The 13041-nt window shown below is 68.2% G+C and carries 12 protein-coding genes; 6 read left to right on the top strand and 6 right to left on the bottom strand.

Translation table 11 applies throughout. The features are described 5' to 3' along the window. Positions 1-65: 65 nt before the first annotated feature. From PDM28_RS07895 to PDM28_RS07905, 3 genes are all read right to left on the bottom strand, one after another. Positions 66-2135: a GGDEF/EAL domain-containing response regulator gene (locus tag PDM28_RS07895; RefSeq protein ID WP_070209581.1), complete on the bottom strand. Its 2070-nt coding sequence runs from the start codon at positions 2133-2135 to the stop codon at positions 66-68. 90 nt (positions 2136-2225) lie between these two features. Then, a complete protein-coding gene (locus tag PDM28_RS07900; RefSeq protein WP_311184383.1) occupies positions 2226-3410 on the bottom strand; it encodes a BaiN/RdsA family NAD(P)/FAD-dependent oxidoreductase in 1185 nt (394 codons plus the stop codon). Positions 3411-3420: 10 nt separating this feature from the next. After that, positions 3421-3972, bottom strand: a complete 552-nt coding sequence (locus PDM28_RS07905; protein ID WP_070209579.1) for a YaeQ family protein — start codon at positions 3970-3972, stop codon at positions 3421-3423. Between the two features lie 42 nt (positions 3973-4014). On the opposite strand from PDM28_RS07905, the gene PDM28_RS07910 reads away from it, so the two are divergent. The 5 genes from PDM28_RS07910 (at position 4015) to PDM28_RS07930 (ending at position 8535) form a co-directional block, all read left to right on the top strand. Next, positions 4015-4905: a pseudouridine synthase gene (locus PDM28_RS07910; protein WP_311184384.1), complete on the top strand. Its 891-nt coding sequence runs from the start codon at positions 4015-4017 to the stop codon at positions 4903-4905. Positions 4906-5333: 428 nt separating this feature from the next. After that, positions 5334-5543: a cold-shock protein gene (locus tag PDM28_RS07915; RefSeq protein ID WP_068851222.1), complete on the top strand. Its 210-nt coding sequence runs from the start codon at positions 5334-5336 to the stop codon at positions 5541-5543. A 119-nt stretch (positions 5544-5662) separates the two neighbouring features. Beyond that, complete coding sequence (locus PDM28_RS07920; RefSeq protein ID WP_311184385.1) at positions 5663-6355, top strand: glutathione S-transferase family protein; 693 nt, start codon at positions 5663-5665, stop codon at positions 6353-6355. A gap of 37 nt (positions 6356-6392) precedes the next feature. Next, positions 6393-7958 (top strand): protein adenylyltransferase SelO, encoded by a 1566-nt coding sequence (locus PDM28_RS07925; RefSeq protein WP_311184386.1) that lies wholly within the window; start codon positions 6393-6395, stop codon positions 7956-7958. A 37-nt stretch (positions 7959-7995) separates the two neighbouring features. After that, positions 7996-8535, top strand: a complete 540-nt coding sequence (locus PDM28_RS07930) for an adenine phosphoribosyltransferase (RefSeq protein WP_102945629.1) — start codon at positions 7996-7998, stop codon at positions 8533-8535. A gap of 86 nt (positions 8536-8621) precedes the next feature. Here PDM28_RS07930 and dbpA read toward each other — a convergent pair whose 3' ends face one another. Next, positions 8622-9998 carry an ATP-dependent RNA helicase DbpA gene (dbpA, locus tag PDM28_RS07935; protein WP_102945628.1) on the bottom strand — a complete coding sequence of 459 codons (1377 nt, stop codon included), beginning with the start codon at positions 9996-9998 and terminating at the stop codon, positions 8622-8624. 66 nt (positions 9999-10064) lie between these two features. Between dbpA and PDM28_RS07940 the strand changes: the two genes are divergently transcribed. Further along, positions 10065-11948 carry an ATP-binding cassette domain-containing protein gene (locus PDM28_RS07940; RefSeq protein WP_102945627.1) on the top strand — a complete coding sequence of 628 codons (1884 nt, stop codon included), beginning with the start codon at positions 10065-10067 and terminating at the stop codon, positions 11946-11948. A gap of 87 nt (positions 11949-12035) precedes the next feature. Here PDM28_RS07940 and PDM28_RS07945 read toward each other — a convergent pair whose 3' ends face one another. Further along, positions 12036-12497 carry a c-type cytochrome gene (locus PDM28_RS07945; protein WP_102945626.1) on the bottom strand — a complete coding sequence of 154 codons (462 nt, stop codon included), beginning with the start codon at positions 12495-12497 and terminating at the stop codon, positions 12036-12038. An 8-nt stretch (positions 12498-12505) separates the two neighbouring features. Continuing rightward, positions 12506-12916, bottom strand: coding sequence for a c-type cytochrome (locus PDM28_RS07950; RefSeq protein ID WP_311184387.1), 411 nt, complete (start codon positions 12914-12916; stop codon positions 12506-12508). Positions 12917-13041 lie beyond the last annotated feature (125 nt).

A 13041-nucleotide genomic window follows, 5' to 3' on the forward strand; every position in this document is an offset into this window, starting at 1 on the left:
CGCACGAATCCAACAGCAGCCGGGCAGAGCCCGGCTCTACCGATGCCTTCCAACCACCGATCGCATCACCCGAAATCGAAGTTCATCACCGGGCCGGCCGGGCCGACGAACTCGCCCTGCACGTAATCGACGCCGGCACTGAACAGCATGCTCATCGAGTTCGCGTCCGCGATGAACTCCGCGATCGTGCGGATGTTCGCTTCCTGCGCGCGCGTGGTGATTTCGCTGATCTTGTCTGCGTTTTCGCGGGTCCGCGCGAAATCGCTGGTGAAGTCGCGGTCCAGCTTCAGGAACTGCGGCTGGAAGTGCGCCAGCAGCTGGAACGAATCCAGCCCCGAACCGAACTGCTCCAACCCGATCCGGCAGCCCAGCGGCGCCACGTCCGCCAGGAACTGCTGCGCGTTGCGCAGGTGCGTGAACACCTTCGCTTCCGGCGCGTGCAGCCACAGACGCTCGCCCGGCACCCCGTGTGCCTCCAGCTCCCGACGGATCGTCGCCACCATCTGCGGGTCGTTGAACGATTCCGGCGTGATTTTCACCATCATGTGCGTCGCATGGCCCGCGCGTGCGCGCTGCCCCAGCACGCTGATCGCATGCCCCACCACCCAGCGGTTGATGTCCGCCAGCAGCCCGTGCTCCTCGGCAATGCCCAGGAAGGCCGCCGGGCTCACCAGCTCCCCGTTGTTGTCCAGGCGCAGGTACGCCTCGTACAGCTCCAGCGGCTCGCCACCCAGGTTCAGCACCGGCTGGTAGTGCAGCTGGAAACCGTCGCCGGCCAAAGCCTCGTTGATCCGCGCCACCCAGCGCTGGATGCGCTCTTCCTCCACCCGGTCCACCGCCGCCGGATCGAAGATCCGGCTCGTGTTGCCCAGTTCCGACGCCGCCTGCTGGCATTCCGTCGCACGCGCCAGCACCTGCCCGACGCTCGCGATCTTCTCGCCCACCTGCACGCCGCCAATGCTCACCGTCACCGTCGCCGAACGCTCGCCGATGCTGAACACCTGCGCCGCGAAGGCCTCCCGGATCCGGTCCGCCAGCGCCTCGGTGTCCGCGAACGCACCCTCGGTCAGCACCGCCAGGCTGTGCTCGCCGTAGCGCGCCAGCTGCGCACTGTCGCCCACCGTATCCGCCAGCACCTTCGCCAGCGCCGCGATCAGCGCATCGGCCGAATCCAGCCCGATGTCCGGCAACAGCCGCGCGTAATGATCCGGCTCCACCAGCAGCAGCCCGAACCGGCCCTCGCTGCGGCCCGCCTGCGCCACCGCGTTTTCCACGTGCAGCATGAAGGTCTGCCGGTTGAGCAGCCCCGTCACCTGGTCGCGCTGGCGCAGGTCCTCCACCTCGCGGGCCAGTTCCGGGTCGAACTCCATCCGGCGGCGGAACACCACCTGCAGGCAGCTCTCGCCCTCATAGGTCGCCGGCGTGAATTCCATGGTCGCGGCGAACACCGCGCCGTCCTGGTTGCGCGCATCCACCTGGTACTGCGGCGGCGGCGGCTCGCCCTTGCTGAGCGACTTCAACAGCTGCTTGAAGCCTTCCACGTGCTGCGGCGCAACCATGTCCAGCAGCGAAATGCCTTCCACGTCGTCGAACGCCTCGTACCCGAACATCTCCAGGTAGGCCTCGTTGGCGCGGATGTGCATGCCCTCGTGGACGTAGGCGATGGGGTCGCGCGAAGACGCGATCAGCGCATCGCAGCGGCGCTCCGTCTCGCGCATCTGCGCCTCGATCCGGCGCAGCCCGCGGCGCGCGTGCAGGTCGGTCCACTCATTGCGCACCACCGCCAGCAGGTGTTCCGGGCGGTTGCGCAGGGCGACCGCGCGGATGCCGTTGGCACTGGCTTCCACCCATTCCGACTCGTTGATGCTCTCGGCCAGCAGGATCATCGGAATGTCCTTGCCGCTGGCCGCGATCTGCTGGGTCACCTGCAGCAGCGGAATGCTCTGCGCCGGCGCCGCCAGGACAAGGTCGATCGGCTGGCTGCCGATGATCTGCGCCAGCTCCTCGGCGTTCTGCGGGCGCGCCGGGCGCACCGCGATGCCGCTGTTGCGCAGCAGGCTGACGATGGTTTCGGCGTTCTCCCCGCTGTCATCCACGATCAGCAGGCGGACGGTGATGTCATTCGCGTTCTGCATTCACTACTCCCCAGACTGCAAACTTGATACACGATGCGTGCCGCTTCGTCCATGCCGGCGGCGGGCGCCGGTCACGGAATGCGCGCGCGCTTACACGACCTGGCCGGCGGCATGGCCGCTGGCCCAGGCCCACTGGAAGTTGTAGCCGCCCAGCCAGCCGGTCACGTCCAGCACCTCACCCACGAAATGCAGGCCCGGAACCAGCTGCGACTCGAACGTGCTGGACGACACCCTGCGCGTGTCCACGCCCCCCAGCGTGACCTCCGCGGTACGGTAGCCCTCGGTCCCACTGGCGACCAGCGGGAAGTCCTGCAGCAGGGTTGCCGCCTGGCGCAGCTCGCGCTCATCGATCTGGCGCACCGGCCGGTCCGGCAGCCAGTGTTCGCACAGGCGCAGCGCCAGCCGGCGCGGCAGCACCTCCGACAGCACCGTGCGCAGCTCGGCCGCGCCGCGCTCGCGCTTCATCGTGCGCAGCCAGTCCTCGGCGTCCTGGCCGGGCAGCAGGTCCAGGCGCAGGTCGTCGCCGGGCTGCCAGAACGAGGAGATCTGCAGGATCGCCGGCCCGCTGATGCCGCGATGGGTGATCAGCAGCGAATTGCGGAACTCGAGGTCGTTGCAGCGCGCCGCCACCGGCAGCGCCACCCCGCTGAGGTCGTGGAAGCGTTCCTGGTGCTTGCCGCTCAGGGTCAGCGGGACCAGCCCGGCCCGGGTCGGCAGCACCTCGTGGCCGAACTGGCGGGCCAGCTCATAACCGAACCCGGTCGCGCCCAGGCTGGGAATGGACAGCCCGCCGGTGGCGACCACCAGCGAGGCGGCATGGAAACGCCCCTGCGTGGTCTGCACATGGAAGCCGTCGCTGCCGCGCTCGACCTTCTCCACCGTGCAGTCGGTGCGGACCTGCGCGCCGGCCGCCGTGCACTCGTCCATCAACATGCGCACGATCTGCTTGGACGAAATGTCGCAGAACAGCTGGCCCAGTTCCTTCTCGTGGTAGGCGATGCCGTGCCGCTCCACCATCTCGATGAAGTTCCACGGCGTATAGCGGGCCAGGGCCGACTTGCAGAAATGCGGGTTGGCCGACAGGAAGTTGGCCGGGGTGGTGCCGGTGTTGGTGAAATTGCAGCGGCCGCCGCCGGACATCAGGATCTTCTTGCCGACCTTGTTGGCATGGTCGATCACCTGCACCATGCGCCCGCGCCGGCCGGCGGTGAGCGCGCACATCAGGCCGGCAGCGCCGGCGCCGATCACCAGGACATCGCAGCGGATGGTGCTCATACCGCCTTGCTCATGCCTGCGGAGCGGGCTTGCGCCAGGTGGGAATGACGCTCAGCTCGGCCTTGTCGGACATCAGCTGCACCTCGCCGTCCTGGATGATCACCGTCCAGCGCATGCTGCGCTCGATCTGCGCGCCCCACTGCTCGACGAACTCGCCGGGCAGGTCCAGCACTTCCAGGGTCTTGAGCTTGTTCAGCGCCGAGGCATTGCGCTCCCACCAGATGTCGGCCGCGCGGCCGCCGTAGGTGATCAGCTGCACCGCGCCGGCACGGCCCGCCGCTTTGCGCAGGCGCGACTCGTCCGGCTGGCCGAGGTCGATCCAGCGCTCGATGGCGCCGGTGTAGTCCTGCTTCCACAGGTCCGGTTCGTCGTCCACGCTCAGCCCGCGGCCGAACTCCAGCCGGTCCTCGGCGTTCAGCGCGAACGCCAGCAGGCGCACCATCAACCGGTCATCGGTCTCGGAAGGGTGCTGGGCCAGGGTCAGGTTATGGCTGGCGTAGTAGCCGCGATCCATGTCGCTGATCTGCAGTTCGGCCTTGCGGATGGTGGCGGTGAGGGCCATGGGGGTACCGTGAACAAAGAGCGCCATGATAATGGGTGGGCCATGACTGCGCCCGATTCCCTTCATACGACCGAACGGCCGAGCCGCCTGCAGCTGCCGCCCGGCGCCTGGCGCTGCCTGCTGGACGGACTGTGCGAGCGCTTCCCGCGCATCGACCGCGCCCAGTGGCAGGACCGTTTCGCGCGGGGCCGGGTCCGCGACGCGCAGGGCAGGGCGCTGTCGCCCGACCAGCCCTGGCAGGTCGGGCTGGAGATCCAGTATTTCCGCGAGGTCGCCGACGAACCGGTGATCCCGGCCCAGGAAGCGATCCTGCACGTCGACGCGCACCTGCTGGTCGCCGACAAGCCGCATTTCCTGCCGGTCACGCCGGCCGGTGGCTACGTCCGGCAGACCCTGCTGGCGCGGCTGGTGGCACGCACCGGCAACCCGGCGCTGGTGCCGCTGCACCGGCTCGACCGGCTGACCGCCGGGCTGGTGCTGTTCTCCACCCACGTGGGGACGCGCGACGCCTATCAGCGGCTGTTTCGTGAGCGGCGCATCGAAAAGACCTATGAGGCCTTGGCGCCGGCCCTGCCCGGGGTGGCGTTCCCACTGGAGCGCCACAGCCGGCTGGTGCCGGGCGACCCGTTCTTCCGGATGGCGGAGGCGGCAGGCGAGCCCAATGCGCGCACCCGGATCGACGTAATTGACGCGGATAGCCCGGTCTGGCGCTATCGGCTCCACCCGGAAACCGGCCGCAAGCACCAGCTGCGGGTACACATGGCAGCGCTGGGCGCGCCGATCTTCGGCGACGACCTGTATCCGGAGCTGGACGGGGCGCCAACCGCCGCGCCTCTGCAGCTGCTGGCGAGGGAGCTGGCGTTCGAGGACCCGCTGACCGGGGAGCGGAGGCGGTTTACCAGCGGCCTGACGCTTGGCGATGTCCCGAGGTGATGCGGTGGGTGAATGGCGCGTGGCGACGCGTTCGTCAGAACGGCGCCCGCCGGTCTAGAGGCGCGGCTCTACCCCTCCTATCGGCTTCTCGTCTACCCATCCGTAGGCATCAGAGGCCTCGCGTTTGGCTCAAATTAAGCCTGGAAATACATGAATAGGGCAGTCCAATTCGTGTAGGATGCGCCTACCCCTTGTCCTGTCAGGCGGGACGGGGGGAGATGGCTGAATCACCCAGCTATCGCTTTTTCGGTAAAAGGCGCGTATCGTCCCCCACACTGTGTTTGCTAGGGTCACCGTGAATCGTGGCCTGGTGCAGTTGATCTCACGATCCGCTCATCGATCCGCTTTACCAACGCCTGCAACTCAGTCTCGGCTCCGGAAATCCGGCGGCCGCGATTATTTCAACTTATGTTTCAGGAGTTAGTAACATGTCTGATCGTCAGAGCGGCACCGTCAAGTGGTTCAACGATGCCAAGGGCTTCGGCTTCATCACCCCGGAAAGCGGCCCGGACCTCTTCGTCCACTTCCGCGCCATCCAGGGCACCGGCTTCAAGTCGCTGCAGGAAGGCCAGAAGGTCACCTTCGTCGCCGTGCAGGGCCAGAAGGGCATGCAGGCTGACCAGGTGCAGGCGGCTTAATTGCCCCTGCAACCGTAAGGTTGCCAGGAACGCCGGAAGCGAAAGCTTCCGGCGTTTTTTATTGCGCGGTGCAGACGCGCCGACGGGTAGCATGTCGATTTGCCTTCGCGGACCTGCCGATGATCAAGGTGCACCATCTGGACCACTCGCGCTCGCAGCGCGTGCTGTGGATGCTTGAAGAACTGAACCTGCCGTACCAGCTGGTCAACTACCAGCGCGATGCGAAGACCTGGCTGGCCCCGCAGTCCCTGCGCGACATCCACCCGCTCGGCAAATCGCCGGTACTGCAGGACGACGCGCTGGTGCTGGCCGAATCCGGTGCGATCCTGGAGTACCTGGCCGACCGCTATGACAGCGGCCGCCAGCTGTCGCCGGAACTCCTGCCCGCGCAGGCGCCCGAGCGCATGCGCTACCGCTACTGGATGCATTACGCCGAAGGCTCGGCGATGCCGCCGCTGTTGATGAGCCTGGTGTTCGCGCGGGTGCGCAAGGCGCCGATGCCGTTCTTCGCCAGGCCGATTGCCCGTGGCATTGCCGACAAGGTGATGAAGACTTTCGTGGGCCCGCAGCTGAAGCTCCATCTGGACTGGATGGAGCGCGAACTGACCGCCGCACCCTGGTTCGCCGGCGAGCGCTTCACCGCCGCCGACATCCAGATGAGCTTCCCGATCCAGGCCGCGGCGTCGCGCGCGGGCAGCATGGAGGCGTACCCGAAGCTGAAGGGCTTCCTGCAGCGTATCGAACAGCGGCCGGCGTATCAGCGGGCGGTGGAGCGGGGCGGCCCGTTGAACCTGGGTGCCGGCGCGGCCTGAGCTTGTGGGGGCATCCTGACGCCCCCACCTTGTCGTGATGAGCACTGAATCGCTGCGCTTCGACAACCGTTTCCTCCGCGACCTGCCCGGCGACGACGAAACCGGCCCGCGCGTGCGCGAGGTGCGCGGCGCGCTGTGGTCGTCGGTGATGCCGACGCCGGTGGCGGCGCCGCGGTTGCTGGCCTACTCCCCCGAGCTGGCCACCCAGCTGGGTTTGGGCCAGGACCTGCTGGACAGTCCCGATTTCCCCCGCGTGTTCGGCGGCAATGCGCTGTACGAAGGCATGCAGCCGTGGGCCGCCAACTACGGTGGGCACCAGTTCGGGCACTGGGCCGGCCAGCTCGGCGACGGCCGCGCGATCTCGCTGGGGCAACTGGTGGCGCCGGACGGACGCTACTGGGAGCTGCAGCTGAAAGGGGCAGGGCGAACTCCGTACTCGCGCGGCGCCGACGGCCGTGCGGTGCTGCGCTCGTCGATCCGCGAATTCCTGTGCAGCGAAGCCATGCATCACCTGGGCGTGCCCACCACCCGCGCGCTCAGCCTGGTGGAGACCGGCGACCCGGTAGTGCGCGACATGTTCTATGACGGTCACCCCGAGGCGGAACCCGGCGCGGTGGTGTGCCGGGTGGCCCCCTCATTCCTGCGCTTCGGCAGTTTCGAGCTGCCGGCCTCGCGCGGCGACGTGGCCCTACTGCGGCACCTGGCCGATGCCTGCATCGCGCGCGATTTCCCCGAACTGGCCGAGGCCGGCGCGGACCGTTACGGCGCGTGGTTTGCGCAGGTCTCCGAGCGCACCGCCGTGCTGGTCGCGCACTGGATGCGGGTCGGCTTCGTGCATGGCGTGATGAACACCGACAACCTGTCCATCCTCGGCCTGACCATCGACTATGGCCCGTACGGCTGGGTGGACGACTACGACCCGGACTGGACCCCGAACACGACCGACGCGCAGGGCCGTCGTTATCGCTTCGGCACCCAGCCGCAGGTGGCGTACTGGAACCTGACCCGGCTCGCACAGGCGCTGGCGCCGCTGTTCGAGGACGTGGCGCCGCTGCACGCCGGCCTGGCCCGGTTCCAGGCCGTGCACGCGCAGTGCGAGCGCGACGACACTGCGGCCAAGCTCGGCCTGGCGGCCTGCGGCGATGCCGACCTCGGCTTGATGGCCGACTGGCTGCAGCTGCTGCACGAGGGCGAGATGGACATGACCCTGGCGTTCCGCGGCCTGATCGCGTTCGATCCGCTGGCGCCGGACATGGCCGTGCTGGACGACGCGTTCTACAGCCCGGACCGGCGCGCCGCCGTGCTGCCGGCGCTGCAGGCGTGGCTGCAGGCGTACGCGCTGCGGCTGCAGGCCGATGGGCTGGATCCCGCGCAGCGGCAGCAGCGCATGCGCGCGGCCAATCCGCTGTACGTGCTGCGCAACTGGCTGGCGCAGGAGGCGATCGAACGGGCGGAGCAGGGCGACTTGGGTGGCGTGCATGCCCTGCAGGAGGTGCTGCGGCATCCCTATGACGAACAGCCGGGCCGCGCGCATTACGCCGGCAAGCGTCCGGAATGGGCCCGGAACAAGGCCGGCTGCTCGATGCTGTCCTGCAGTTCCTGAGGGGTTACCCTATGCCACCCTCTGTGGTTGCGTGACCATGACCGATTCTTCCGCCCCTGTTCCGGCCTGGGCCGGCCGCCTGCGCGACGTCGCCGATTTCCCCAAGCCGGGCATCCTGTTCAAGGACATCATGCCGCTGCTGGCCAACGGCCCGGATTTCGCGGCCGCGGTGGACGCGATGGTCGCGCCGTGGCGCGATGCGTCCCTGGATGCGGTGATGGGCATCGAATCGCGCGGGTTCATCCTGGGCGCGGCGATGGCGCAGGTGCTCGGCGTGGGTTTCGTGCCGGTGCGCAAGCCGGGCAAGCTGCCGGGGCGCACGTTGAAGCAGGATTACACCCTGGAATACCGCACCGACAGCATCGAAGTGCATGCCGACGCGTTGCCGCCGGGTGCGCGCGTGCTGGTGGTGGACGACGTTCTGGCCACCGGCGGTACGCTGCTGGCGGCGCTCTCGCTGGCGCGGCAGCTGCAGGTCGAGGTGGTGGGCGCGGCGGTGCTGGTTGAACTGGCCGGGCTGGGTGGGCGCGAGCGCTGGAACAGCGACGTGCCGCTGGTGGCCAATCTGGTGTATTGAGGTGGTGCAGCCACGCAGGGCGTGGCTCTACCTCACCCCTCGACGGTAGAGCCACGCCCTGCGTGGCTGCACCGTACCGGATCCGATTACATCTTGCGCACGCGGAAACGCCTGCCCTTGATCTTGCCGGCTTCCAGCCGCGCGATCGCCTTGCCCACATGCTCGCGCGCGATCGCCACGTACGAACGCGTGGCGTAGATGTCGATCTTGCCGATCACCTTGGCCGACAATCCGGCCTCGCCGGTCAGCGCGCCGAGGATGTCGCCCGGGCGCAGCTTGTCGGTCTTGCCGCCGTCGATGCGCAGGGTGGCCATGGCGGCCTGCGGCAGCACCGACGGGCGCGCGGTCGCCAGTGGCGTCTTCTGCCAGTCCAGCGGCTTGCCCTGGGCGGCTTCCAGCGCCTCGGCGCGGTTGCGCTCGCGCCCGGTCACCAGGCTGATCGCCAGCCCGGTGGCACCGGCGCGGCCGGTCCGGCCAACGCGGTGTTCGTAGGTTTCGATGTCGGTGGGCAGCTCGTAATTGATCACCGCCGCCAGGTCCTGCACGTCCAGCCCGCGCGCGGCCACGTCGCTGGCGACGAGCACGTTGCAGCTGCGGTTTGCGAAGCGCACCAGCACTTCGTCGCGGTCGCGCTGTTCCATTTCACCGTGCAGCGGCAGCGCCGAGAAACCGAACTCCTGCAGCGACACCGCCACGTCGTCCACATCGCGGCGGGTGTTGCAGAACACCACGGTCGATTCCGGGGTGTACTTCAGCAGCAGGCCGGCCAGCGCCTTCTGCTTGCTGGCCAGGTCGACCTCGCAGAACAGGTGGCGGATCGCCGGGGCGTGGTCGGCGCCTTCCACGGTCACTTCGACCGGGTCGCGCAGCAGCACCCGCGCGATCTCCCGGATCTCGTCGGGATAGGTCGCCGAGAACAGCAGCGTCTGCCGATCCTTGCTGGTGCGCCCGGCAATCTCGCGGATCGGCTCTTCAAAGCCCATGTCGAGCATGCGGTCGGCTTCGTCCAGCACCAGCGTGGTCACCCCGCCCAGTTTCAGGGCGCGCTTGCGGCCCAGTTCCTGGATCCGGCCCGGGGTGCCGACCACCACGTGCGGGTCATGCGCTTCCAGCGAGGCCAGCTGCGGGCCCAGTGGCATGCCGCCGGTGAGCACCACCAGCTTCAGGTTGGGGATGCCGGTGGCCAGCTTGCGGATCTGCTTGCCGACCTGGTCGGCCAGTTCGCGGGTGGGGCACAGCACCAGCGCCTGCGCGCGGATCACCGCCGGGTCCAGCGCCTGCAGCAGGCCCAGCCCGAACGCCGCGGTCTTGCCGCTGCCGGTGGGGGCCTGTGCGATCAGGTCGCGGCGCGCCAGGATCGCCGGCAGCGCCTGCGCCTGCACGGGAGTCATCTGGGTATAGCCCAGCGCGTCGATGCCCGCCGCCAGCGAGGCCGACAGGGGCAGTTCGGAGAATTCGTTCATGCCACATTCTACCCGTTCGGGCTGCCGCGAGCGACGGCGCGCCCCGCCAGCCCGTACAATGGCGGGATGCCTCTGATTACTCTGCAAAACGTCGACTTCAGCGTCGGCGGCCCGCTGCTGCTGGAAAAAGCCGAACTGTCGATCGAACCGGGCGAACGCATCGCCCTGATCGGCCGCAACGGCGCCGGCAAGTCCACCCTGCTCAAGCTGCTGTCCGGCGACCACAAGCCCGACGACGGAGAAGTGCGCGTGCAGCAGGGGGTTCGCATCACCCGGCTCGAGCAGGAAGTGCCGCACGGCGCGGCCGGCAGCGTGTTCGACGTGGTCGCCGACGGCCTCGGCGAGCTGGGCCAGTGGCTGGCCGAGTTCCATCATCTGAGCGTGGCCGAGGAGTTTGACGGCGATGCCCTGGCGGCCGTGCAGGCCAGGATCGACGCCGCAAACGGCTGGGGCCTGGACCAGCGCGTCAGCGAAACCCTGACCAAGCTCGACCTCGACGGCGATGCCGAGTTCGCACGCCTGTCCGGCGGCATGAAGCGCCGCGTGCTGCTCGGCCGCGCGCTGGTCTCGGCACCGGACCTGCTGCTGCTGGACGAACCGACCAACCACCTAGACATCGAAGCCATCGACTGGCTGGAAATGTTCCTGAAGAACTGGAACGGCAGCGTGGTGTTCGTCACCCATGACCGCCGCTTCCTGCGCGCGCTGGCCACCCGCATCGTCGAGATCGACCGCGGCCAGGTCACCAGCTGGCCGGGCGACTGGGCCAACTACGAGCGTCGCCGCGAAGAGCGACTGAACGCGCAGGCGCAGGAAAACGCGCGCTTCGACAAACTGCTGGCCCAGGAAGAAGTCTGGATCCGGCAGGGCATCAAGGCCCGCCGCACCCGTGACGAGGGCCGCGTGCGCCGCCTCAAGGCCATGCGCACCGAACGGTCGCAGCGTCGCGAGCTCGGTGGCAACGTGCGCATGGAGGCCTCCCAGGCGGAGAACTCCGGCAAGAAGGTGATCGACGTCAAGGACATCTCCTTCGCGTTCGGCGACCGGGTGATGGTCAAGGACTTCAGCACCACCATCCTGCGCGGCGACCGGATCGGCCTGATCGGCCCCAACGGCAGCGGCAAGACCACCCTGCTCAAGCTGCTGCTGGGCGACCTCGCACCGGACAGCGGCGAAGTGCGCGCCGGCACCAACCTGCAGATCGCGTATTTCGACCAGTACCGTTCGGTGCTGCGCGAAGACTGGACCGCGATCGAGAACGTGGCCGAAGGCCGCGATTTCCTCGAGGTCAACGGCAAGCGCAAGCACGTGCATGCCTACCTGCAGGACTTCCTGTTCACCCCCGAGCGTGCGCGCGCGCCGATCACTCGCCTGTCCGGTGGCGAGCGCAACCGCCTGCTGCTGGCCAAGCTGTTCGCGCAGCCGTCCAACCTGCTGGTGATGGACGAACCGACCAACGACCTCGACGTGGAAACGCTGGAACTGCTCGAAGAGCTGCTCGGCGATTACACCGGCACGCTGCTGCTGGTCAGCCACGACCGTGACTTCCTCGACAACGTGGTGACCTCCACCATGGTGATGGAAGGCAACGGCGTGGTCGGCGAGTACGTGGGTGGCTACAGCGACTGGCAGCGCCATGCGGCGCGCGTCGAAGCCGCGGCCGCGCCGGTTGCAGCGGCGAAGCCGGCTGCGGCCCCGGTCGCGGCGGCTGCCGCACCGGCGCCGACGGCCAGGCGCAAGCTCAGCTTCAAGGACCAGCGCGAGCTGGAACAGCTGCCGCAGAAGATCGAGACCCTGGAAAAGGACGTCGAAGGCCTGACCGCCGCGATGAACGATCCGGCGTTCTACCAGCGCAGCGCACCGGACATGGCCGCGCACACCCAGCAGCTGGGCAAGGTGCAGGCGGAGCTGGACGCCGCCTACAAGCGTTGGGAAGAGCTCGACAATTGAGGAACAGCCGGGCAGAGCCCGGCTCTACGCCGTAGTGCCTAGCTCTGCCCGGCAGCGATGCGTGTAATCACGCATCGCCCGCACCGGTCACTTCAACCCGTGCAGATCCCGCAACTGGCTCGGCCGCGAGCCGAAGAACGCCGCCAGGTCGGCAATATCCTGATCGGTCAGCTCCGCTGCCTGCGGCGTCATCAGCGCATGCTGGCGGTCGCCGGCACGGTAGGCCTGCAACGCATGGGCGAGGTAATCGCCGTACTGTCCCCCCAGCTTCGGGTAGGTCGGGTCGATCGGGTTGTTGCCGTCGGCGCCGTGGCAGTCGATGCAGCTCTGGTTGGTCGCCTTGCTGCGGCGCTGGGCAAGCCCCTCACCGTGGCCGATGCGGCCCGCCGGCAGGCCGGCAGAAGAACCTGACCCGTGCTCACCACTGGCGTGGCCCGGGTCGGCGGCGGAATCTGCGCTGTTTTCCACCTGCGACTGCGAACAGGCAGCCAGCAGCAGGGTAACGGACAGGGCGATGGCGTAACGCTTGAATCGCGTGGCTTTCGTCATGAGCGCGCTTATTTGACGGTGGACAGGTAAACAGCGAGATCGGCGATCTCCTGTTCGCTGAAACTCATGGACTGCGCCTGCATCGTCGGATGCCGGCGCTTGCCCGTGCGGTACTCGCTCAGCGCCTGGCTGAGGTACTGCTGGGTCTGCCCACCGATCTTGGGCACCCGGTAACTGGGGTAGGCGTTCTTGTACCCGGTGATGCCGTGGCACCCCTGGCACGTGTAGGCGAGCACCCGGCCGTTGTCGAACTGCCCGGTCAGGGCGGCCGGGGCGGCCGGGGCGGCGGGCGCGGCTGCCGGGGCAGCGGCGGGTACGGCGGGTACGGCTGGAGCTGGAGCAGGTGCGGCCTGGACGGCAACCCCGAAGGGCAGGAGGACGGCCAGAGCAAGACAAGCGGCGAGCGGCTGCGGGCGCATGATGTCGTTTCCGATATACGGGTTCTGGTCGTTCCGGCGTGGGGTACGGAACTGACCCGAGTATAGCCTGCGTTTTCATCTAGCTGAAACCGGGCATTGCCGACAGGCGGCCGCAGGTCACCATG

This window comes from Stenotrophomonas aracearum, assembly GCF_031834615.1.
Lineage (GTDB): Bacteria > Pseudomonadota > Gammaproteobacteria > Xanthomonadales > Xanthomonadaceae > Stenotrophomonas > Stenotrophomonas aracearum.